The sequence below is a fragment of the Novosphingobium kalidii genome, assembly GCF_040534015.1.
Lineage (GTDB): Bacteria > Pseudomonadota > Alphaproteobacteria > Sphingomonadales > Sphingomonadaceae > Novosphingobium > Novosphingobium kalidii.
The window spans coordinates 96,329-117,308 of sequence record NZ_JBEWLY010000025.1; the positions used below are offsets into that span (position 1 = coordinate 96,329).

The window sequence follows — 20,980 nt, forward strand, 5'->3', positions numbered from 1 at the left end:
CGTGAGCGACCTTCATGTCGGTACCGTTGACCCCGATTTCTGGGTCGGAAAGCGCGTCTTTCTGACCGGCCACACCGGCTTCAAGGGAAGTTGGCTTTCGCTTTGGCTGCAGCAAATGGGGGCGCATCTCACCGGTTTTGCGCTGGAGCCGCCAACCAGTCCTTCGCTGTTCGAACAAGCGCGGGTGGCTCAGGGCATGCTGTCCATAATTGGCGACATCCGCAATTGCGACGTGCTCGCAAACGCCCTCGCTGAGAATGAGCCGCACATAGTGATACATATGGCTGCGCAACCGCTCGTGCGCGCATCGTATGACGACCCTGTGGGCACGTATGCAACCAATGTGATGGGCACTGTCCATTTACTTGAAGCGGTACGCAGGGCGCCGTCGGTTCGTGCGGTCTGCATTGTCACCACTGACAAATGCTACGAGAACCGCGAATGGGTTTGGGGCTATCGCGAGAATGAACCCATGGGCGGCTTCGATCCCTATTCCAGTTCCAAGGGCTGCGCGGAGCTGGTTACGTCGGCTTATCGCCAGTCCTTCTTCGCGGGCGGCAGGACCGCCATCGCCTCGAGCCGAGCAGGCAATGTGATCGGTGGTGGCGACTGGGCAACCGACCGGCTGATCCCTGACATCCTGCGTGCGATCACCGAAGGTAAGCCGGCGACGATCCGCAATCCGCTGGCGATTCGCCCCTGGCAGCACGTCTTGGAAGCACTCGAAGGGTATCTCGTTTTGTGTCAGTCGCTTTGCCATAGGCCAGAAATCGCAGCAGACGCCTGGAACTTTGGGCCGCGGGATGAAGACGCACAGTCCGTGGAATGGGTTGCTGATCGCCTGTGCACGTTGTGGGGAGATGGCGCGCGATGGACGGTCGACGAAGGCGTTCAGCCCCATGAGGCTCGCGCTCTGAAACTGGACATTTCCAAAGCGCGCGCCCTGCTGGGCTGGCAGCCGCGCTGGTCATTGCCCGAAGCACTCCATTCCATCGTCGCTTGGCAGCGCGCCCTGCTCTCGGGCGCCGATATGAAGGCTTATTGTTTTGAGGAGTTGGGGCGCTTCCAAAGCGCTGTCTATTCCCCTGCCGGATAGGTACACAAGAAGGCGCCAGGGCAGCTGGCAGTTCCACGGACCTTTGATCTATCTGCGGTTAGTTTGGTCCACTGCGCGTGCGGGGGTTGCGATGGGTGATGCCAAACTGCTCTGACATAGCCTCACGAAGGTAAGCCGGAATCTTTGGCGCCAGAGCCTTCCGCCAGAAGGTTTGATCTTGAACAGAGGCCGCGCTCGTGAGCGAACTTGTGCGCGTTCTCGCCACAGTTGGCGGCTTGATGCCTGCGTCCGTCGAAGCCGATTTTGACGCATTTCCCTTCCGGAGCGCCTTATGCCCAGAACGCGCCTCCAGGGTGTATTCTTTGCCGAAACTGCTTGGAACACGCTGGACGCCGCTCAGCGGGTTCCTCGATTTTCCGGCCTTTGGGGGAATGCGAGCTGGTGCGGACGGCGGGACTCGAACCCGCACTGGGAACCCCAAGCGGATTTTAAGTCCGCTGCGTCTACCATTCCGCCACGTCCGCACGGGCTCGGCCACACAGGGCTGTGGCAGATCGGCAAGCCTCGGGCAATGGCGTGCCGTCAGCTGACGTTGAGGCGCTCGCGCATCTCTTTGCCAGGTTTGAAATAAGGCACGCGCTTTTCCGGCACTTCCACCGCTTCGCCGGTGCGAGGATTGCGGCCCTTGCGACCGTCGCGCTGGCGTGTCGAGAACGCGCCGAAGCCGCGCAGTTCTACCCGGCCTCCGGCCGCGAGGGTTTCGGTGATCTCATCGAAGAAGGTGTCGAGAGCCTGCTCCACGTCGTCGGGGCGCAATTCAGGATTCTCTTTGGCCAACGTCTGGAGCAATTCGGACCGGATCATGTAAACCCCCGTCAACGCACCTCGCGGATGTGGAGGTGCCGTTCCCATAGCTGGGGAACTGCCACTATTCGGTTTTTTCCGCAATGGGGTACGCCCGAGAGAGACGGAGCCGCTGCTTCGCAGCCCGCCTGTAGCGCAAGTGCGGGACAAGTCCGGAGCCACCGGGCCGACCATTGCACTTTCACTACAACATATTGGCCGCTAACCAGGACAGGTCTTCACCTTTGGCCGACCACAAGGAACTCAGCTTCGCATGAAGGATATCGCTGTCTGGAACGAGGGGGACTGGATCGCTGCCGTTGCCGCGGTCGCGCTTTTCGCAGTGCTCGTGATCGGTGGCATCATTGCCACTCGCAAGAGCAGCGAGTTTGCCGGGCATCCCCGCGGCCTCTTCGTGCTCTTCTACGCAGAGATGTGGGAGCGCTTCTCCTACTACGGCATGCGAGCGCTGCTGGTGCTCTATCTCGCGAAGTTCTGGCTTTTCAGTGACGGCCAATCGAACCTGATCTACGGTGCTTATACCAGCCTCGTCTACATCACTCCGGTGCTCGGCGGCTATTTGGCTGACCGCTGGCTGGGGCAGAGGAAAGCGGTGCTGTTCGGCGGCGTCGTCCTCGCGCTCGGTCACTTGTTCATGGCTGTCGAGGGGATGCACGGGGTGACCGACCCCGCCGTGAAGCAAGCGGATCCCGCCATCAACGTGTTCTGGCTTGCGCTGTCGCTGATCATCGTCGGCTCAGGCTTCCTGAAGGCCAACATCTCAGTGATCGTGGGCCAGCTTTACGGAATGCGCGATACCCGCCGCGATGCGGCCTACACGGTCTTCTACATGGGCATCAATGTCGGTGCGGCCTTGGGCACGATTCTCGTCGGCTATCTCGGTGAGACGATCGGCTGGTCCTGGGGCTTTGGCCTTGCAGGCATCGGCATGGTGTTGGGCATGATCATATTCGTGTTCGGCAAGCCGGCCCTACGCGGCAATGGAGAGCCGCCCAAGGCGCTCTCGCGCAAGCTGGAGTGGACGCTCTATGGGATCGGCGCGGCATCGGTGGTCGTAATCTGGCTGCTCGTCCAGTACCAGGACGTGATCCAGTCGCTGCTGATCGTCTCAGGCCTCGGCATGCTGGGCTACACCCTGTACGAAGCCTTCAAGCTGCCCAAGGAACCGCGTGAGCGGATCTTTGCGATTCTGTTCCTGATCGCGCTGAACCCGGTATTCTGGGGCTTGTTCGAGCAGGCCGGCGGTTCGCTGAACCTCTATACCGATAAGTATGTCGACAAGGGCGGCGTGCCGACCAGCCTCTTCCAGTCGATCAACCCCATCTACATCGTGATCTTCGGCCCGATCTTCGCGGCACTGTGGCAGTGGCTGGGACGCAAGGGTATCGAGCCTTCGGCGCCGGCCAAGTTCGGCTTCGCGCTTCTTCAGGTCGGGCTTTCCTTCCTCGTTTTCGTCTGGGGCGCCCAGTCCGTGGGCATGGCCGCGATGACGCCGGTCCTGTTCGTCTTCCTGATCTATCTGCTCCAGACCACCGGAGAGCTGTGCCTCTCGCCTGTCGGTCTTTCCGCGATGACGCGTCTGGCGCCGGCAACGCTGGGCAGCTTCATCATGGGCGCCTGGTTCTACATGACTGCGGTCGGCAACTTCGTCGCCGGCAAGATCGGCGAAGCGACAGGCGGCGAAAGCGGCGAGATGACCAAGGAACTGACGCTGGAGATCTATTCCAAGATCGGCTGGCTCACGATCGGCGTCGCCGTGGTCGTGCTGGTGCTTGCACGCTTCGTGAAGAAGTGGATGCATCTCGAGACCCTGCAGGACAACAACGTGAGCGACGATCTGCAGGGGCTGCCCGAGGCCGGCCTTGAGGCGCAGGAGGCGGGAATGCACCCGCCAGTGCGGCCGCGCTGACAAGGCAAACGGGGAGAGAACCCAAGCGCATCTCGTGCATTGAACAGGCGTGAGCGAGCCCCGCACCGACACGCCTAAACGCACACCGGTCCTCAGCCTGGTTTTCGGCTACGGACCGGTACTTGCTATTCTGCTGGCGGGCGTGCTGGCCCTTGTGGGGTACGGTCCGGCGGTCTGGCTGGGGCAGCTATGGGCCGCTGCGATCCTGATCTTCCTGGCTGGGGTCGTACGCGGCCTGAGCTTTTTCACCGAAGGCGGGCCCCGCTTCAGCCAAGTGTTGATAATGCTGTGGCGTTTCCTGTGCGGGCTGGTTGCACTCGCCGCGCCCCCTACGCTCGCCTTCCTGATCCTGGCTGGCAGTGGGATATCTCAGCGTGCCGGTTTACGAAGTGGTCGCCGCGCGCCAAGGCAGCGCACCGCGCTACTTCGCACGGTTGCGGCCGCCGCAGATGGCGATTGCGGTGCTGGGCCTGATCCTGCTTTTCCTCGCCGCCGCACAAAGCGGCTGAGGCATCAGGCGCGGGCTTCGCTCACGCCGCTGCTATTGTGGCGCAGGGCTTTAAGCACAGTGTCGACGATCTGCGGCGCGTTGAGGCCAGCCTCGTCATACTGTTTCTCCGGCGTGTCGTGGTCCTGGAACATATCGGGGAGCCGCATGGTGCGGATCTTCAGACCCGCGTCGGTCAGGCCCTGATCGCTCGCCATCGTGAGTACATGCGCCCCAAGCCCGCCGATCGCCGCTTCTTCCACCGTGACGATCACTTCGTGGCTGAGCATCAGCTTGCGGATGAGCTCGCTGTCGAGCGGCTTGGCGAAGCGCAAGTCGGCCACGGTGGTGGAGAGGCCCTTTGCCTCGAGCGTGTCGGCTGCTTTGAGCGCCTCGCCGAGGCGCGTACCGAGCGAAAGCAGAGCGACCTTGGTGCCCTGACGAACGATGCGGCCCTTGCCGATCTCGAGCAGCTCGGGCTTCTCCGGCAGGGGCACGCCCACGCCATTGCCACGGGGATAGCGGAAGGCGATCGGGCCGGCGTCATGCTGCGCGGCGGTGTGGACCATGTGGACCAGCTCGGCCTCGTCAGCGGCGGCCATGACCACCATGTTTGGCAGGGTCGCCAGATACGTCACGTCGAACGAACCTGCGTGCGTCGCACCATCGGCGCCGACCAAGCCAGCGCGGTCGATGGCGAATCGAACCGGAAGGTTCTGGATTGCGACATCGTGAACCACTTGATCGAAGGCGCGCTGCAGGAACGTGGAGTAGATCGCGCAGAAGGGGCGCATGCCTTGCGCTGCGAGTCCGGCGGCGAAAGTGACGGCATGCTGCTCGGCTATGCCGACGTCGAAGGTGCGGTCGGGGAAAGTCTGCTGGAACTTGTCCAGACCCGTGCCGGAAGGCATCGCCGCGGTGATAGCGCAGATCCGCTTGTCCGCCTCGGCTTCGGCCAGCAGCGCCTTGGCGAAGACGTTGGTGTAGCTCGGCGGTCCACCCGCGCTCTTGACCTGTTCGCCGGTGATAACGTCGAACTTCTGGACGCCATGGTACTTGTCCGCGCTTTCTTCAGCCGGAGCGTACCCTTTGCCCTTCTTGGTGACGACATGGATCAGGCAGGGGCCTTCGGCCGCGTCGCGCACGTTCTCGAACACCGGGACCAGAGCGTCGAGATCGTGGCCGTCGATCGGGCCGACGTAGTAGAAGCCCAGTTCCTCGAATAGGGTGCCGCCCATCGCCATGCCGCGGGCGAACTCGTCGGTCTTGCGCGCGGCGTTGTGGAGCGGGCGGGGAAGCTTGCGCGCGAACTTGCGGGCAAGCTCGCGCAGGCCCAGGAACTGGCCCGAGGATACCAGCCGCGCGAGGTAGGAGGAAAGCCCCCCGACCGGCGGCGCGATCGACATGTCGTTGTCGTTCAGGATCACGACCAGCCGGTTGCCGGCATCGCGCGCGTTGTTCATGGCCTCGTAAGCCATCCCCGCGCTCATCGCGCCATCACCGATCACGGCGATACCGCGACCCGCCACATTCTTAAGCTTGTTGGCGATGGCGAAGCCCAACGCGGCGGAGATGGAGGTGGAGCTGTGGGCAGCACCGAACGGATCGTATTCGCTTTCGGACCGCTTGGTGAAGCCGGACAAGCCCCCGCCCTGGCGTAGCGTGCGGATGCGATCGCGGCGTCCCGTCAGGATCTTGTGGGGATAGGCCTGATGGCCCACGTCCCAGATGAGCCGGTCGTCAGGCGTGTTGAAGACGTAGTGAATCGCCACTGTCAGTTCGACCACGCCCAGGCCCGAGCCCAGGTGGCCGCCGGTCTGCCCCACGGCGGAGATCGTCTCCGTCCGCAGTTCGTCTGCGAGCTGTCGCAGATCTGCAGGCTTGAGGCGGCGTAGGTCGTCGGGAGTGGCGACGGTATCGAGGAGCGGCGTTGCCGGATCGGCTGTCATGTCTGGGTTGTACACGCGTGATAGTGAGGTGTCGAATAGCGCGAAGGTGCAATATGAGCGTCGTCCCTCGAATGACAGGAAAAACCTACCCTCGCCCTTAACCGCGCATGCGGCGATGCTACTTGCGCTAACTGCAGCTTGAGCAAGTGCCGCGCAATTCCACCACCGGGCGCACGTCGGCAAAGCCCGCTTCGCGCGCCGCCCCGATCAGCGAGCCGGTGAGACGATCATCATCGATGTGCACGATCGCCCCGCACGAATCGCAAATGAGAAAAATGCAGTCATGACGGCAGCCAGGATGGCTGTTGGCGACATAGGCGTTGGCACTCTCCACTCGCCGAGCAAGGTTGGTGCGCACGAACAAGTCCAGGATGCGGTAGACGCTGTTGGGCGCCACGCGCTTGCCGCGTAGCGACGAAACGCTTTCGGCGAGATCGTAAGCCGAAGCCGGACGTTCGCAATCGGCCAGCGCCGAAAAGACGTCGGAGCGCATATCGGTCCACTGCTCGCCTGCGTCCGTCAGGGCGGTGCGGGCAGCCGTGACTAGGCCGTCGCCGGTATGTTCGTGATGCTTGTGTGCTGACATGGCACTAATATGGCGCTGCGTGGCGCTACGCGCAATCGCTCGCAGCCTCAGCCGTTGGTGAAGGACGGCTTGTAGAGCGCAGGATAGAGCTTCTTGAGTGCGGCCACTTTCGGAGCGTCCCAGCGCAAGATGTAGCCGTGGCGCGGGTTACGGAGCATGAAATCCTGATGATACGCCTCTGCGGGGAAGAAGCCGCGGAATGGCTCCACCTTGGTGACGATCGGCCGGCTCCAGAGGCCAGCCTCGCGCAGTTGCGCCAGATAGCCTCGCGCGACCCGCGCTTGCTCCGCGTTAAGCGGCATCAGAGCAGAGCGGTAGTGGGAGCCTACGTCGGGACCTTGCCGGTTGAGCAGCGTGGGATCTGCGATCACGGAGAAATAGACTTGTAGCAGCTGATCGTAACGGACCTTCTTGGGGTCCCAAGTGACCTTGACCGCTTCCGCGTGCCTGGTTCCGCCCCGGCTCACCGTGGCATAGTCCGCGTCACCGCGAGCGCCGCCGGTGAAGCCAGAGACAACGCTGGTCACGCCTTCCATGTGGCTGAACACAGCTTCCACGCCCCAGAAGCAACCGCCCGCAAAGACTGCCGTCTCGCGCTTGCCGACGTCCTGCGAGATCAGCTTCGCCGCTGGCGCCTCGACGACGGTCTCTGCAAAGAGCGGTTGAGAGCAGAGCGTTGCGCTGCCGAGGACGGCGAACAGTGCCGTGCGGCGAAACCTGTTCACATTATTGTGCCGCAGCGGCTTCGGCCTGCGGAACGAGACCGCGCGCAAGATCACTGCCATCTCCCAGGCCGCCGAGGCCCATGGTCGCCATCACCAGCGCCGCGCCGCCGGCAAAACCGAGCGCAAAAAACCGGCTGACTTCATTCTTCAAAATGCTCATTTCCAATTCCGATCTGCCACGTGCCCTCCGTTTCTTTTCGTTACCGAAAGGGCGCTTGCACGGACCTGAATGACGTCATCAAATCGCCATCTTCTCGACCAAGCGCAGCCTCGCGGCGACGAAAGGCGTGTCAGTGTCAGTGGCGGAAGTGCCGCATGCCGGTGAACACCATCGCCAGTCCGGCTTCGTCGGCAGCCGTGATGACTTCCTCGTCGCGGATCGAGCCGCCCGGCTGGATCACGGCGGTGGCACCTGCCTCGGCCGCGGCCAGAAGGCCATCTGCAAACGGGAAGAAAGCGTCCGAGGCGACTGCACTTCCAACAGTGCGCGCGGTGGTCCAACCGTAAGTCGCTGCTGCTTCGGCCGCCTTCATCGCCGCGATGCGCGACGAGTCGCGGCGGTTCATCTGGCCTGCGCCGATACCGGCCGTGATGCCGTCCTTGGCATAGACGATCGCGTTGGACTTGACGTGCCGAGCGACCGCCCAGGCGAACAGGCAGTCCTTCAGTTCCTGCTTGGTAGGGGCACGCTTGGTCACGACCTTGAGGTCATCAGCCGTGATCGCCCCGTTGTCGCGGTCCTGCACGAGGATGCCGCCGGCGATAACGGCGACCGTCTGGCCGGCGCGGCGCGGATCCGGCAAGCCGTCGGTCAGCAGCAGGCGCAAGTTCTTCTTACGCGCGAAAGCAGCACGCGCCGCATCGTCAGCTCCGGGCGCGACGACGACTTCGGTGAAGATCTCGCAGATCGCCTCTGCCGTGGGACCGTCGAGCGGCCGGTTCGCGGCAACGATACCGCCGAACGCCGATACGCTATCGCACGTCAGCGCACCCTTCCACGCGTCCAGCAGCGTCGAACCCTGTGCCACACCGCAGGGATTGGCGTGCTTGACGATGATGATGGCCGGCTCCTGCCCGCGGAACTCGGCGGCAAGCTCCAGCGCGGCATTCGCGTCGTTGTAGTTGTTGTACGATAGCTCCTTGCCCTGCACCTGCTCGGCCTGAGGCAGCCCCTTCGTCGCCGGGCCTGCGGGCACGTAGAGGGCCGCGTCCTGATGCGGGTTCTCGCCATAGCGGAGCGTTCCCGCCAGGGCGCGAGTCATGCTGACGCGCGGCGCGAACTTTTCCTGCTGGTCCACATTGGCGAACCACTGGCTGATCGCGGCGTCGTAAGCGGCGGTGGCGGCAAAGGCGCGCGCGGCCATGCGCTTGCGAAACTCGCTGCTGGTCGCGCCATCGTTGGTTTCGAGCTGCTCGAGCAGCTCGGCATAATCGCTCGGGTCCGTGACGATCGTGACATAGGCGTGGTTCTTGGCAGCGGAGCGCACCATCGAAGGGCCGCCGATGTCAATGTTCTCGATCACTTCGTCGCGCTCGGCACCTTTCGCGACGGTCGCCTCGAACGGGTAGAGGTTGACGATCACGAGATCGATGGCACCGATACCGTGCTGCGCCATCGCGCCGGCATGTTCGGCATTGTCGCGCACGGCCAGCAGCCCGCCGTGGATCATCGGGTGCAGCGTCTTCACCCGACCGTCCATCATTTCGGGAAAGCCGGTCACTTCCGATACGTCCTTCACCGTCAGACCTGCGTCGCGCAGGGCTTTGGAGGTCCCGCCCGTGGACACAAGCTCCACGCCACGCGCAGCGAGGGTCCGGCCCAGCTCGGCAAGCCCGCTCTTGTCCGACACGGAGAGGAGGGCGCGGCGGACGGGGACGAGCTGGGTCATGAAGACATTTTCCGATGTTGGCACTGCGCGCGCTCCTAAGTCGGGCGCGAGCGGGGGGCAAGCGTCAGCGGCACACGATGGGCACATTGCGAACAGAACACCGGCAGGGAAGTGGCGGGGGAGCCTTGCGGACTGGACCCTACCGAAAGGTCTGTCAGCCCATCTTCTTGATCAGCCACCCAAACGTGCCGCCGCCGCGCGAGACGAGGCCCTGCAGCACGAGCTGCTGCGTGGCGACAGGGCGCCCTTGGCCGTCGACCCAAAGGCTGTCCTCCAGCGCGACCTCGCAGCCCGATGCCCGGAACTGCCAGTAGCTACCGTCCGGCAGAGCGATGCCGGCGCCTTGCCCGTCCTCGGAAAGGCCGATCTCCACCTCGGGGCCGAGATGAAAGCGGATGGCGAAGCTGACTTTGCCCCGCTTGCCCTTGCGCCCGGTCGGCAGCAGCAAGTCCTCGCCGCGAAGCTCCGTGCCATCATCCCGCATGATCAGGATACGGCGATGCGTCAGGCCGTAACGGCTGGCGTAGCCGTTGTGACTGGCTTCCAGGCGCGTGGCCGACGTTCCACCGGCATCAATGGTGCGCCGCTCTATGTCGACTTGCGACACGCCGACGCCGATGCCGCCGTTGATCAGGATCGCGGTCGAGTTCACGTCGTCGATAGCTAGAGTTGAGTGCGCCGCGGTGGCGCGCAAGCCTTGCTCAAGGCGTACCGGCACGAGCCCGCCGGCACTGGCCGCGCCGCCGCAGTTCACGATCAGCCGGTGCCCCCCGTGGGACAGCTCGAATGCCAGCGTCGAAGCGCAGCCGAAACGCGCATGGCGCGGCATCGGAGGCGGGGCTGCGTCGAACAGCAGCACGGACTTGCCGGCGAACACGCGCTGATAACCCCACTGGCGTACATCGCGAAGAGGGCGGGTGCGAACGCCACTGGCCTCTACCAGGGCGGTGACTTCCTCTCCGCCAACGGCCCAGCCACCTTGCCATGTGCCGAGGTCACCGTCGGTGTGGACCAGCGCCAGCAAGGGCGGCACCAGCAGGTTGAGCATCGCGTCCACTGCCTTGGGCGGGTCGCGTCGCGTGGCCTGGTAGCAGGCGCGCAGCTTCACCAGCAGCGCGATTGCCTCCATTTGTGCCAGCGGACTGCGCGAAAGGACGCCCCCGTCCTCTCCCACGAGCTCGCCCAGAGCTTTGATCAGACCGGCCTCGCCATAGAGCCGCCGTGGCTTGCCATCGGGCAGCAGCAATCCGGCGGCGACGATACCGCTCCAACCCGCGACTTCGGCCAGCCCGTCCTCGGCGTGGTTGACGTTGCGGTCGAGCCAGCGAGCAGTCTCCCCCATGGTCCGCAAAGCCCGGCTGCGCAGACTTTTTTCGCCGGAAAGGATCAGAGGGGCATGCACCAGCCAGTGGAGCAGGCGCATGCCGGTGTTGCCGACATTCCACGCCGGCCCCTTGCCAGGACGCGTCGGGGGCATGGGATTGGCGTGAAGCCAGGCGGTGAGAATCCGTTCCGCAATCGGAGCGACCTGGTTCCGCTGGGCGCAGGCGTCGAGGTCGGCGAGCCAGGAGAAGCTGTGGACGACTCGCTCGAGCGGCGGCGATACTCGCGCGGCTCCGGCATAGTCGACTTGCGCGATGGGTGTCTTCGCGCCGTGGATCAGGAAATGGCCGGCCCGCAGCGCCGTGCCCGCTACGCGGTGGCCGGGCAGGGGGCTGGTGACCGTCGCCAGCAGGCGCAGCTTGGACTTTTTGCCGAGGGGTGAGACCAGCATTGAGCCGGGAATGCCCATCCGATAGGCGAAGCGGATCAGGCGCTCTCCAGCGCCGAGGTCCGGCGGCGTGAAGTCCGTGAGCGTCAACGCGCGGCCAGGCTCGATCTCGTTGATCGGCTCGCCCATTCCTGTGGGAGCGGAGCCGCCGGCCAGATCGTCGGCGCGCTCGTGCGCCTCGCGATCCTCGTATTCCAGCACGCCCTCCTCAGGATTCCCATCAGGCGGTATCGCCCGAGTATCGCTGTGGTTCCGTGACCCCCGGCGCGTCCTCGTGCGTACCTCCTGCACCATGGGCTCAGTCCAGACCCTTCAGCGTGCGGATGTTGGCGGCATAGCGTTCCGGTCCTCCCCGGAAGGTGGCGGTGCCGGCAACGAGGACGTCGGCGCCGGCACTGATGCAGGAGGGCGCTGTGGTGGCATCCACTCCCCCGTCCACCTCAAGCCGGATGTCTCGCCCTGTCTTGTCGATCATCTTACGCACGGCCTCGATCTTGCGAAGCTGGCTGGAGATGAAGCTTTGGCCGCCGAAGCCGGGATTGACGCTCATAATCAGCACCAGGTCGATCTCGTCAATGAGGTAGTCCAGCATCTTGGCAGGCGTGCCCGGGTTCAACGAGATGCCGGCTTTCTTGCCCAGCCCCTTGATCGCCTGCACCGTACGGTGAACATGCGGTCCCGCTTCCGGGTGAATGGTGATGATGTCCGCACCCGCTTGCGCAAAGGCTTCCAGGTAGCTGTCTACCGGAGAGATCATCAGGTGCACGTCAAACGGCTTGCTGGTGTGTGGGCGCAACGCCTTTACAACGGCGGGGCCGATGGTGATGTTCGGCACGTAGTGGCCGTCCATCACGTCGACGTGGATCCAGTCCGCGCCGGCAGCGTCGATCGCGCGCACTTCTTCGCCAAGGCGGGAGAAGTCGGCGGAGAGAATGGAAGGAGAAATCAGCGGAGCCATGAGGAAAGTCCTTTACGGGCAAGTAGAGCACTACATCTTGTGCGGACAAGTTGTCTCGCAGCCGTTTTCCACATCACGTATGGAGCTGACGATGCTGTCCACGAAGCGATGAGTGCCTGTACGAAGCCATCCGGAGTTTGAACGGGAAGTTCAGTCTGGATTAAGTGCCTGTCTGCCATGGACTATGGCAACAACAAGGGGCGCAGCCATGCTGCAAGGGCAGAACGCGAAGCTGCGGCTTCAGAAAGACCATCACGACATGAACATCATGACTTCATCCATTTCCCCGGCGCACAAGCACGCCCGGCATTCCAAGGCGGCTACGGCCCTCGTGCTGGGGGCAGTCGCCTTGACCAGCGCTACGCCGGCTCTTGCGCAGTATCGCAATGACATCAGCAATGACATGCGGCGTTGCACGGCAGGCTCAGGCCCAGCGGTGATGGTGACGGTCGACCACATCAAGACCTCGACCGGTAAGCTGCGGGTCCAGTCCTATAGGGCGACCTCTTCGGAGTGGTTGCAGAAGGGGCGCTGGCTCTCGCGGATAGAGGTGCCGGCCAAGGCAGGCACAATGACCTTTTGCGTTCCGGTGCCCGCTGCCGGGAAGTACGCGATCGCAGTGCGTCATGACGTCAACGGCAATGGCGGGACGGACCTGACCACCGATGGCGGCGCCATGTCGAATAATCCCAGCATCAACATCTTCAATCTGGGCAAACCACACTACACGAAGACGGCTTTCGACGTGGGCGGTAGCGTCAAGTCGATCCGAATTCAGATGCGCTATATGTAAGGGCGGCCCGCTGCGTCGACCAAGGCGCGCACGTCGGCAAGATCAGCCGGCTTGTCGACATCGACCGCTGCGAGGCCGTTCCGCGCCGGTACGGCCGCAGCGTTGATGCCGATCCGGGAGCCCAGGCGTGAAATCGCTTCCGCCATGGTCAGCTTGCCTCGTGCATAGCGCCACAGGGTCCCGACACCCAGACGCGCGGCGATCCGCCAAGGGCGCTTGCGGTCGGCCTCCACAGCGGACCAGGTGGAGATAGCCGCCTGCGCGCCGGAGCCGGCAAGCAGGAACAGGTTGCAGCCCGACCATCCGCCATCGGCCAGTCTCAGGTAAGTGCGGCGGCTGCCGGGCGCGGCTGCTTCGACAGCGTCGCGGCGTGCCAGGAGGACGGCGACGTCCGCCTCAACGGGGGTGTCGACGAGGAAGTCGCGCACCCATTGGCTGTCCAGCAGTGCATGGTCCGCCGTGGTTACCAGCAAAGGAGCTCCCAATTGCGCAAACGCTGCTGCAACGCTTGTGCTTGGCCCGCGAGCCGGGGCCGCAATGACACAGCCTAGTTCTTGCGCCAATGCGACCACGCTTGGTTCGTTCGCACTCACCGCAACGGTCTCGACGCCGGCTTCTCGCAAGGCGGAGACCACGCGGGCGAGCATCGGAACCCCACCCACTTGTACAAGTGCCTTGTGGGCAACGCCTTCCGACACAGCGACGGGATCGGGCTTTCCCGGGCGCGAGCCCGCGAGCACCAATGCTGTACTGGCACTGGCACTGGCACTGGGTGGGGCGGAGGCGCGTGTCATGCGCGGGCGCGCTTCGCACGCCAGACCCGCCACAGTACGCCGGGTGCCGCGAGCACGGGGTGCCTTTCGCGCCATGGCGTGAGCGGCACCGCCACTCCGGTATGCCGCTCGATCTTCCAGGCGGCATACCGCGCTGCGCCTTCGAACGTGGTCGATGCGCGCACCAGCCGAGTGAGATTATAGGGTTTGCCGAGGCGCTGGCGCCGCCGCCACCAGCGGCGAATACGCTGCCTGCGTTCGGGCGCCATCTGCGGCCGGATCTGGTCGCCGGCCTCTCGCGCGTAAGTGATCCCGTCCGCTTGCAAGGCCAGAGGCAGCAGGCCGTCGAAGTGCGCGCGATTGGCCGACAGGATCGAGTCCTCGCGTCCGGCGCTCTCCACGCGGAACTCAGCCGCGTACGTCGCCCGGAACAGCGCCCGCCAGTAAGCGTCCGGCGTGCCGCAATCCGGACCCATTGCCACGGCTAGGCGGGCTGCCGTTCGGGCAGCTTGCGCGATGGCATCGCGGGTCGCATGCGCAGCACGCGCGTCGCGGCTCCAGATCAGCGCCGCCGGCTGCACGAACCGCGCCCAAATCGTGGTATCAAGAAGCTGTCCGGAAGCGGCCGCGGCAAACGTTGCGAGCGTCATCGTCGCCACTTTAGCGCGCAGGACCTGCCCCTGCGTTTCCCACTCATGATAACTCACCCGCGGCCAAATTCCGCTTTGTACCGGGCCTGCAGTCAGAACGTAAAAATCGAGCACGCCTTCGAGCGAGCCCGTCCGCAGGTTTGAGCCGTAGAAGAGGATGCCCAGCACCCTCTCGTCGGCAAACCGCTCGGCGAAGGCGCCCACCTCTGCTTCGACCGGACGAGCGAGCGCAGTCGCGATGCGCTCCTCCAGAGTGTCCATCACGGAACGACGAAAGTGAGCTGCGGCCCTTCCTCAAGGACATAATGCCCCGCCGGAAACGCTTCCCCGTCGAGGATAAAGGCGCCGCTAAGTTCGAGGTCTACCGACGTTGCCGCGAAGCGGCGGGCTCCGGCCCGCTCCATGAAGCGGCCGAAAAAGCCAAGCAGGATCGCAGGCAGCAAGAGCAGCAGCCAGCGTACCGGAGAATCGAGCACCGCGAGCTTCAGGCCGTCCGGCACATGCCGTCCGAACGGACGCACGCCCAAGGGGAAGTTCTTGAAGGTGGTGGCAATGGCCATGAACCGCTCATCGGGTGCGCTGCGACCGCTATGGGGCAGTTCGCGCCCGCTCGTGCGATCGCGCAAGCGCATCCGGGTGCTTGCGCGCCACGGGTTCGCCTTCCGTCCGAATACGACCTGGATAATCGTCCAAAGGATGGTCAGGCCAACTGCGAAACTGTTGAACGCCCCGCGGCGGTGTGCTGCCTGACCGGCTTCCGTACCTTTGGTGAACACGCCGGCGCCCAGGAAGAAGCCCAGAGCACAGCCGCGATCCGCCACAGCAGAGATTCGCATGGGGCGCCGTTCCACCAACCCGCCCTTGCGCGCGGCCACAAGGGCTTCTGCCAGGCCCCATTGGTTTGGCAAGCCGAGATCGACAGCCAGAGCGTTGGTCTTGCCCTTCGGCAACACCACCAGCGTCGGCCAAGACTCGCCGAAGATATCCGCGCCGCAAGTCAGCACGTCCCGCACGGTGCCGTCACCACCATCGATAACCAGGTAATCGACGCCGCGTTGTGCGAACTCGCCAAGACTCTCGCGAAGCGCCTCGCGGCTGCGGGGCGTCTGCGTCAGGATGTTGGAGCACTGGTCCAGCTCGGGCTCGAGTCCCTTGTTCCGGTGGCTGCGCGGGTTGCGTATGATCCCGACGAGCGGAACTGCACGCCCGCGCGGTATGTACCGCCGTTCGGTGGAAGCCGCGCTCGACCGTGGGCCAGAGAACCGCGGCAGACCCTCAAATTGGTATAGTTTTCCGTACACAGCGTCTGCCATTTAGGGAGAGCGGCACCGGAAATCACCTGAAAATCGTCCTTTGACACAAACGTGTTGCAGTTTTGTTGCCAGAGCTAGGTGATTCCGGGGCGTTTCCCAGGGACAAGTTCCCTTGGCGGTGATTGCCTGGCAGCGTGGCCTCGACTAGGGCGCGCCCATGTCCTCGATTGATCCATCGCCTTCTTTTGCAACAGTGGGCGAGAACAAGACCCGGCTCTGGGGTTTAACTGCCGCAGAGCGCGGGCGACGCATAGCAAGAGCTGCCAACCTTTCCCTGAAACCTGAAAATCCCGCACCGATCGTGCTGGCGAACGCGGCCTTTGCTTTCGACCCTGCATGGTTGCGCTACGTGGCCAAACAGCCGGGCCTGATGCTGACATTGGGCGGGGTTCCAGCCTTGGGGCACGCACGGGATGCCGAAGAGGCCGAGGCGCTGCAAGCGGCGATGCTGGAGGGGCGATCGCTCGCTTCCACGTCGTTGCGCACGCTTGCCTTCGAAGACGGCCCTACGATCGAGAACAAGACTCTGCGCAAGCGCGAGACGCCGTTTGTGATGCCGCTGCGTCCCGATACCGTGCGCGTGATCGAGCGGGCCAGCTATTTCGGGGCCTACAAGGGCGTGACCGACGTACTAACGAAGTACCTGTGGCCGGAATGGGCTCTCGTCCTGACCCGTGTCGCCGCGCGAATCGGCATGACGCCGAACTTCGTCACCGCCATTGGCGCCGTCTTCTGCGTACTCGCCACGTGGTGCTTTGCCGAGGGGCTCTACTGGCTGGGTATGGGGCTGGGCCTCGTATTCATGGTGCTCGACACGGTCGACGGAAAGCTCGCGCGGTGCACCATCACCTCGTCTGCATGGGGCAACGTGTTCGATCACGGCATGGACCTTGTCCATCCGCCGTTCTGGTGGTGGTTCTGGGCCATTGGTCTTGTCCATTGGGGCTTGGCTTACGACAGTGCCACGTTCTGGTGGGTGCAGGGCGCGATTCAGGGCGGATATATCGTGCAACGCCTGATCGAAGGCGTGTTCATCAAGCAGAACGGGATGCACATCCACGTCTGGCGCCGCTTCGACAGTCGTTTTCGTCTAATCACGGCCCGACGTAATCCGAACATGGTGATCCTGTTTGTCGCGATGCTCTTCGCGCGGCCCGACATTGGCCTGATCGCAGTCGCGTGGTGGACGGTGATCTCGTGCCTGATCCATCTGGTGCGTCTCTGCCAGGCCTGGATCGTGCGTGCGCGAGGTGGCAAGATCACGAGCTGGTTGTCCGACGAGGAAGGAGCCCGATGAACGCCACGATCGAGAAGTTCGGCTATCCCGCCACGCGGGTCGCGGAGTTCACGCACTGGCTGGTGCTGCTGCGCCCGGCCCAGCCCACGCTGGGCAGTCTCGTTCTGGCCGCGAAGTCGGATGCCACGACCTTTGGTGATTTGCCGGGCGAGGCGCATGCCGAGCTGAAGCAGGTTACCGCAACAATCGAACGCGCGCTGAGCGGCTTTGTGAACTACGCCAAGCTCAACTACCTGATGCTGATGATGATGGACCCCCATGTCCATTTCCATGTCATTCCGCGCTACGAGGGCTCACGCGACTGGCAGGGCCAAAGCTTCACTGATGCGGGCTGGCCGAAAGTGCCCGATCTGGGTTCGGCAGTGACTCTCGCCGCTCATGAGACAGCGGCTCTGGCCAAGGCGCTGGCAGCACATTTCTGAGGATCGCCCGCCCCTGCTAGGCCCTCATGTGTAAGGGAGGGTCAGGCGGCAGCCCAGCGGTCGGTCAGCGCTGTTGCGATCTCGATGTCGTTCAGGAAATCGACTTCCGCCCAGTCCTGCCCCTCGATCGAGGCGGTCCCGACCTTGCCCGTCGGCGCGAGACTGTCGATAACCTTGAGGTACCAGTGCTGGACGCCCTCGGGCGTACGCATGGCCTGCCGCACGGCCTCCCGGAACAGCTCCGATCCTTCTTCGCGAAAGGCGAGGAAGCCGATCGATTCCGCATTCGACTGCTGCGCGGTCAGTGTCTTGCCGATGTGGACGAGATGCCCATCGGCGGCGCGCTCCACCTTCATGTCGTCGCTGTCGTAGGCTTCCTTGATGTCCACGGTGACCGTGATCGGCCAGCCCCTGTCTTCCTGCACGCTCCGCACGATATTGTCCGACACCAGCGTATCGCCATTGAGGATGAGGAAGTCTCCCGTCATCGCCTCGCGCGCGATCCAGCAGGAGCCGAGATTGTCGGCCACTTTGTAAAACGGGTTGAACCGCGTCGTGACGGTTACTCGTGGATCTCGAATGCCAGCCACGACCTCATCAACCATGTCGGTCATGAAGCCGGTCACCACATCGATCCGCTTCACGCCGCCACGCGCCAGCATTTCGATCTGCCATTCGAGCAGCGTGCGGCCGGAAAAATCGATCAGGCACTTGGGGCGCTCAGCAGTGAGCGGCAGCATGCGGGAGCCTTGTCCCGCGCTCAGGAGGATCGCGTGTTCGATCATCGGCGTGCTCTAGCCGCTGAAGGCGCGCGTTGAAAGGGTGCGCAGGCCAGAAGCATCTGGCCGGCAAAGCGCCGCCACCTGCCTTGCCTTCGCCAGGGGAAAGTAGCAAAGGCGCCGGTCATGCCCGCTGACCGCGCCAAGCCCAGCTCGCCTCTTGCGCGGATACTGGCCAATACTGCCTGGTTGATGGGTGGTAAGGGCTTCGGTGCAGTGTGCAGCATCGTATACTTGGCCGTCCTGACGCGCACGCTGGGGCTGAAGGGCTTCGGCCACTTCGCCCTGATCTTCAGCACGGCGGAGGCGCTGATCGCCATCGCCGGATTTCAGACCTGGCGCGTGGTGGTGCGCTATGGCGCGTCGCATGTGCACGATGGCGACTGGGCGGCATTCGGCCGCGTGGGCATGCTTGCAGGTATGCTCGATGCGGTAGGGGCCGTCTGCGGTTGCGTTCTCGCTGCCATCGTCTTCTTCGGTTTCGCGCATCTGCTGGAACTGAACACCGACTACATCATCCCCGGCTTTCTGTTTTGCTGCGCATCGCTGTGGGCTCTGGTTTCCGCGCCCACCGGCATCGTGCGTACTCTCAACCGCTTTGAGATGGCGGTTTATGTCGAGGCGATCGTGCCTCTGGGACGGCTCGTCGGTGCTCTCGTGGTGTGGCTCACCGGGCCAACTGTCGAGCGGTTCCTGATCGTGTGGGCCGTGGTCGATCTGCTGGAAGCCGTTTGCTACTGGGCCATGGCGAAGCGCCTTTGCCCGGAGGCCGTGCGCCTCTCGCACCTGAAGAACTACCGGCAAACCCTGCAGGAGAACATCGGGCTCTGGCGTTTCTTCCTGGTCACGTACGCCGGCTCGACGCTTGACGCCGTCACCAAGAACGGACCGCTGCTGATCGTCGGTGGGGTGCTCGGCACGAGCGCCGCTGGTCTTTACCGCTTGGCGAATCAGCTCTCGCAAGCGCTCAGCAAGTTTTCGACTTTGCTCACGCGTGCCGTTTACGCAGAGATTTCGCACATGCGGGTGGCTTCCACGTTGCACGAGTTCCGCCGTCTCGCGCTTCAGACCAGTCTCATTGCAGGGCTGGGCGGGGTGCTCGTCGTGGTGATCGCACTCACGCTGGGACGGTCTCTGCTCGGCCTGATCGGTGGTGCCGCGTTCGAAGGCGGCGCGGCGATCCTCGTTCCGCTCGCCATCGCCGCAAGCTTCGATCTGGCGAGCGTCGCCTTCGAGCCGGTCCTGCATTCGACAGGCCGGGCACAGCTCTCGCTGTTGGCGCGCCTGATTGCCATTGTTGCGTTAGGCGTGGGCATGGCGCTGCTCATCTCCACAGGCCCGAGCGGGGCGGCCTGGGCCGTCGCCATCGAAGCGGCGGCATTGTACGTCACCATGGGCCTGATGGCCTTCATCACGCTGCGGATGATGAAAGGCGACAAGCCTCTGCGTCCGGCCTCGACACCCCTGTAGGCTCGCGTATCATGGCGCGATGACTTCAGCTCTCGTCGTCGAAGCCGTCCGCCTCTCGGATCGTATCACCGCCTTGCGCCGCGCGATCCACGCAGAGCCTGAACTCGGGCTTCACACACCCCGCACGCGCGACAAGATCCGCGCGGCTCTGGCGCATCTGCCGCTCGAGTGGCGCGAAGGGCCGTCCACGACCGGGCTCGTCGCGACGCTGAAGGGCGGGGCAGGGCAAGGGCGCAGCGTTCTTCTGCGCGGGGACATGGACGCTCTGGCGATGCCGGAGGAGACGGGCCTTGAGTTCGCTTCCAAACTGCCGGGGCTGATGCACGCCTGCGGCCATGACGCGCATGTAGCGATGCTGGCCGGCGCGGCGGAGCTGCTGTGCGCCAGGGCCGCCTCGCTGCCGGGTGAAGTACGCTTCATGTTCCAGCCGGGGGAGGAGGGCTACCACGGCGCCCGCTTCATGCTTGAGGACGGGCTTCTTGGCGGTGGAGACAGCGACGTGCCGTTGCCTGACGCCGCGTTCGCTCTCCATGTGATGCCCAATGCGCCGCATGGCCTGATCGGCGGGCGGACCGGCCCGCTGCTGGCATCGGCGGATCAGCTCGACATCGTCGTCTCCGGCCGCGGCGGCCATGCCTCGATGCCGCACGACACGCTCGATCCCATGCCGGTCGCCTGCGAGATCGTGATGGCGCTGCAGGCGATGGTGACGCGCAAGTTCAGCGTGTTCGATCCGGTCGTGGTCACTATCTCCAAGATCGTCGGCGGTACGGCTCACAACGTGATCGCCGACACCGTTCACCTCACTGGCACGATGCGATCGCTCTCCACCGCCAACCGCGCCCGGCTGCGGGATGAGGTGCAGCTTCTGGCCGCCGGGATCGCCGGTGCGCACGGGCTGACCGCCGAAATCACCATCACCGAAGGCTTCCCGGTGACGATCTGCGATTCGCAAGCGGTCGATCTGGGTGAACGTGTCGCGGCCGACTTGTTCGGCGCGTCAGGGTTCCTGCGTCTGCCCAATCCCATCATGGGCGCAGAGGACTTCTCCTATGTCCTGGAGAAAGTGCCGGGCGCCATGTTCTTCCTCGGCGTCAGCGAGCAGGGGGAGGACTGGCAGCACTGCTGCGGCATCCACTCCACCCGCATGCGTGTGGATGAGAGCGCGATGCCGCTCGGGTCCGCCTTTCTCGCGGGAGCCGCCGAGCGCTTTCTTGCCAGCGGCTTCGCCTGAGGAGCGTCGATCGAGCGGACCGACGCGCCGTTCAGAACATCAGAACGCCCGTTA

Annotated in this window: 20 protein-coding genes and 1 tRNA gene; 8 read left to right on the forward strand and 13 right to left on the reverse strand. The window is 64.1% G+C overall.

Translation table 11 applies throughout. The annotated features are described in order from the left end of the window. Position 1 precedes the first annotated feature (1 nt). Entirely contained in the window at positions 2 to 1,096 is a 1,095-nt protein-coding gene (gene rfbG, locus ABVV53_RS16085) for a CDP-glucose 4,6-dehydratase (protein WP_353985448.1), read from the forward strand. Between the two features lie 400 nt (positions 1,097 to 1,496). Here rfbG and ABVV53_RS16090 read toward each other — a convergent pair. Further along, positions 1,497 to 1,581 (reverse strand) — tRNA-Leu (locus ABVV53_RS16090). Positions 1,582 to 1,639: 58 nt separating this feature from the next. Then, positions 1,640 to 1,921 (reverse strand): integration host factor subunit beta, encoded by a 282-nt coding sequence (locus tag ABVV53_RS16095; protein ID WP_353985449.1) that lies wholly within the window; start codon positions 1,919 to 1,921, stop codon positions 1,640 to 1,642. A 253-nt stretch (positions 1,922 to 2,174) separates the two neighbouring features. On the opposite strand from ABVV53_RS16095, the gene ABVV53_RS16100 reads away from it, so the two are divergent. Next, on the forward strand, positions 2,175 to 3,830 hold the full coding sequence (locus ABVV53_RS16100) for a peptide MFS transporter (protein WP_353985450.1): 1,656 nt from the start codon (positions 2,175 to 2,177) through the stop codon (positions 3,828 to 3,830). A gap of 374 nt (positions 3,831 to 4,204) precedes the next feature. Further along, on the forward strand, positions 4,205 to 4,339 hold the full coding sequence (locus tag ABVV53_RS16105; RefSeq protein WP_353985451.1) for a hypothetical protein: 135 nt from the start codon (positions 4,205 to 4,207) through the stop codon (positions 4,337 to 4,339). A gap of 4 nt (positions 4,340 to 4,343) precedes the next feature. Here the strand turns inward: ABVV53_RS16105 and dxs are convergent, their stop codons facing one another. From dxs to rpe, 7 genes are all read right to left on the reverse strand, one after another. After that, positions 4,344 to 6,266 (reverse strand): 1-deoxy-D-xylulose-5-phosphate synthase, encoded by a 1,923-nt coding sequence (gene dxs / locus ABVV53_RS16110; protein WP_353985452.1) that lies wholly within the window; start codon positions 6,264 to 6,266, stop codon positions 4,344 to 4,346. A 127-nt stretch (positions 6,267 to 6,393) separates the two neighbouring features. Beyond that, complete coding sequence (locus ABVV53_RS16115; protein ID WP_353985453.1) at positions 6,394 to 6,852, reverse strand: Fur family transcriptional regulator; 459 nt, start codon at positions 6,850 to 6,852, stop codon at positions 6,394 to 6,396. Positions 6,853 to 6,899: 47 nt separating this feature from the next. Then, positions 6,900 to 7,577: a peptide-methionine (S)-S-oxide reductase MsrA gene (gene msrA / locus ABVV53_RS16120; RefSeq protein ID WP_419956789.1), complete on the reverse strand. Its 678-nt coding sequence runs from the start codon at positions 7,575 to 7,577 to the stop codon at positions 6,900 to 6,902. Between the two features lies 1 nt (position 7,578). Next, positions 7,579 to 7,737: a hypothetical protein gene (locus ABVV53_RS16125; protein ID WP_353985454.1), complete on the reverse strand. Its 159-nt coding sequence runs from the start codon at positions 7,735 to 7,737 to the stop codon at positions 7,579 to 7,581. Positions 7,738 to 7,873: 136 nt separating this feature from the next. After that, positions 7,874 to 9,466 carry a bifunctional phosphoribosylaminoimidazolecarboxamide formyltransferase/IMP cyclohydrolase gene (purH, locus tag ABVV53_RS16130; protein WP_353985455.1) on the reverse strand — a complete coding sequence of 531 codons (1,593 nt, stop codon included), beginning with the start codon at positions 9,464 to 9,466 and terminating at the stop codon, positions 7,874 to 7,876. Positions 9,467 to 9,620: 154 nt separating this feature from the next. Beyond that, positions 9,621 to 11,531, reverse strand: a complete 1,911-nt coding sequence (locus tag ABVV53_RS16135) for a heparinase II/III family protein (protein WP_353985456.1) — start codon at positions 11,529 to 11,531, stop codon at positions 9,621 to 9,623. Between the two features lie 4 nt (positions 11,532 to 11,535). Continuing rightward, positions 11,536 to 12,195 carry a ribulose-phosphate 3-epimerase gene (gene rpe / locus ABVV53_RS16140; RefSeq protein WP_353985457.1) on the reverse strand — a complete coding sequence of 220 codons (660 nt, stop codon included), beginning with the start codon at positions 12,193 to 12,195 and terminating at the stop codon, positions 11,536 to 11,538. 268 nt (positions 12,196 to 12,463) lie between these two features. On the opposite strand from rpe, the gene ABVV53_RS16145 reads away from it, so the two are divergent. Then, entirely contained in the window at positions 12,464 to 12,988 is a 525-nt protein-coding gene (locus ABVV53_RS16145; protein ID WP_419956794.1) for a DUF2141 domain-containing protein, read from the forward strand. On the opposite strand, the gene ABVV53_RS16150 is transcribed toward ABVV53_RS16145, so the two are convergent. Genes ABVV53_RS16150 through ABVV53_RS16160 form a run of 3 tightly spaced genes read right to left on the reverse strand, consistent with a single transcriptional unit; the run spans position 12,979 to position 15,724 of the window. Further along, the gene (locus ABVV53_RS16150) at positions 12,979 to 13,782 is read right to left on the reverse strand and encodes a nucleotidyltransferase family protein (RefSeq protein ID WP_353985459.1); all 804 of its coding nucleotides are present in this window, start codon (positions 13,780 to 13,782) and stop codon (positions 12,979 to 12,981) included. The genes ABVV53_RS16145 and ABVV53_RS16150 overlap by 10 nt on opposite strands. Further along, positions 13,779 to 14,672 (reverse strand): hypothetical protein, encoded by an 894-nt coding sequence (locus ABVV53_RS16155; protein ID WP_353985460.1) that lies wholly within the window; start codon positions 14,670 to 14,672, stop codon positions 13,779 to 13,781. The genes ABVV53_RS16150 and ABVV53_RS16155 overlap by 4 nt, the downstream gene beginning before the upstream one ends. After that, positions 14,672 to 15,724 (reverse strand): diacylglycerol/lipid kinase family protein, encoded by a 1,053-nt coding sequence (locus tag ABVV53_RS16160; RefSeq protein ID WP_353985461.1) that lies wholly within the window; start codon positions 15,722 to 15,724, stop codon positions 14,672 to 14,674. Before ABVV53_RS16160 ends, ABVV53_RS16155 begins: the two co-directional genes overlap by 1 nt. Positions 15,725 to 15,881: 157 nt before the next feature. Here ABVV53_RS16160 and ABVV53_RS16165 point away from each other — a divergent pair, with 157 nt between their 5' ends. Then, positions 15,882 to 17,021, forward strand: a complete 1,140-nt coding sequence (locus ABVV53_RS16165; RefSeq protein ID WP_353985462.1) for a CDP-alcohol phosphatidyltransferase family protein — start codon at positions 15,882 to 15,884, stop codon at positions 17,019 to 17,021. Beyond that, positions 17,018 to 17,443, forward strand: coding sequence for an HIT family protein (locus tag ABVV53_RS16170; protein ID WP_353985463.1), 426 nt, complete (start codon positions 17,018 to 17,020; stop codon positions 17,441 to 17,443). The genes ABVV53_RS16165 and ABVV53_RS16170 overlap by 4 nt, the downstream gene beginning before the upstream one ends. A 41-nt stretch (positions 17,444 to 17,484) precedes the next feature. Here ABVV53_RS16170 and ABVV53_RS16175 read toward each other — a convergent pair whose 3' ends face one another. After that, positions 17,485 to 18,228: a phosphocholine cytidylyltransferase family protein gene (locus ABVV53_RS16175; protein ID WP_353985464.1), complete on the reverse strand. Its 744-nt coding sequence runs from the start codon at positions 18,226 to 18,228 to the stop codon at positions 17,485 to 17,487. Positions 18,229 to 18,348: 120 nt separating this feature from the next. Here ABVV53_RS16175 and ABVV53_RS16180 point away from each other — a divergent pair, with 120 nt between their 5' ends. Together ABVV53_RS16180 and ABVV53_RS16185 are read left to right on the forward strand one after the other, a co-directional pair. Then, a complete protein-coding gene (locus ABVV53_RS16180; protein WP_353985465.1) occupies positions 18,349 to 19,692 on the forward strand; it encodes a lipopolysaccharide biosynthesis protein in 1,344 nt (447 codons plus the stop codon). 19 nt (positions 19,693 to 19,711) lie between these two features. Next, positions 19,712 to 20,926, forward strand: coding sequence for a M20 metallopeptidase family protein (locus ABVV53_RS16185; protein WP_353985466.1), 1,215 nt, complete (start codon positions 19,712 to 19,714; stop codon positions 20,924 to 20,926). Positions 20,927 to 20,980: the final 54 nt, after the last annotated feature.

Excerpts from the sequence above, each read along its gene's own strand:
- ABVV53_RS16095 (WP_353985449.1), bottom strand. The coding sequence starts at position 1,921 with ATGATCCGGTCCGAATTGCTCCAGACGTTGGCCAAAGAGAATCCTGAA.
- ABVV53_RS16100 (WP_353985450.1), top strand. The coding sequence starts at position 2,175 with ATGAAGGATATCGCTGTCTGGAACGAGGGGGACTGGATCGCTGCCGTT.
- dxs (WP_353985452.1), bottom strand. The coding sequence starts at position 6,266 with ATGACAGCCGATCCGGCAACGCCGCTCCTCGATACCGTCGCCACTCCC.
- ABVV53_RS16115 (WP_353985453.1), bottom strand. The coding sequence starts at position 6,852 with ATGTCAGCACACAAGCATCACGAACATACCGGCGACGGCCTAGTCACG.
- ABVV53_RS16125 (WP_353985454.1), bottom strand. The coding sequence starts at position 7,737 with ATGAGCATTTTGAAGAATGAAGTCAGCCGGTTTTTTGCGCTCGGTTTT.
- purH (WP_353985455.1), bottom strand. The coding sequence starts at position 9,466 with ATGACCCAGCTCGTCCCCGTCCGCCGCGCCCTCCTCTCCGTGTCGGAC.
- ABVV53_RS16135 (WP_353985456.1), bottom strand. The coding sequence starts at position 11,531 with ATGGTGCAGGAGGTACGCACGAGGACGCGCCGGGGGTCACGGAACCAC.
- rpe (WP_353985457.1), bottom strand. The coding sequence starts at position 12,195 with ATGGCTCCGCTGATTTCTCCTTCCATTCTCTCCGCCGACTTCTCCCGC.
- ABVV53_RS16145 (WP_419956794.1), top strand. The coding sequence starts at position 12,464 with ATGACTTCATCCATTTCCCCGGCGCACAAGCACGCCCGGCATTCCAAG.
- ABVV53_RS16150 (WP_353985459.1), bottom strand. The coding sequence starts at position 13,782 with ATGACACGCGCCTCCGCCCCACCCAGTGCCAGTGCCAGTGCCAGTACA.
- ABVV53_RS16155 (WP_353985460.1), bottom strand. The coding sequence starts at position 14,672 with ATGGACACTCTGGAGGAGCGCATCGCGACTGCGCTCGCTCGTCCGGTC.
- ABVV53_RS16160 (WP_353985461.1), bottom strand. The coding sequence starts at position 15,724 with ATGGCAGACGCTGTGTACGGAAAACTATACCAATTTGAGGGTCTGCCG.
- ABVV53_RS16165 (WP_353985462.1), top strand. The coding sequence starts at position 15,882 with ATGTCCTCGATTGATCCATCGCCTTCTTTTGCAACAGTGGGCGAGAAC.
- ABVV53_RS16170 (WP_353985463.1), top strand. The coding sequence starts at position 17,018 with ATGAACGCCACGATCGAGAAGTTCGGCTATCCCGCCACGCGGGTCGCG.
- ABVV53_RS16175 (WP_353985464.1), bottom strand. The coding sequence starts at position 18,228 with ATGATCGAACACGCGATCCTCCTGAGCGCGGGACAAGGCTCCCGCATG.
- ABVV53_RS16180 (WP_353985465.1), top strand. The coding sequence starts at position 18,349 with ATGCCCGCTGACCGCGCCAAGCCCAGCTCGCCTCTTGCGCGGATACTG.
- ABVV53_RS16185 (WP_353985466.1), top strand. The coding sequence starts at position 19,712 with ATGACTTCAGCTCTCGTCGTCGAAGCCGTCCGCCTCTCGGATCGTATC.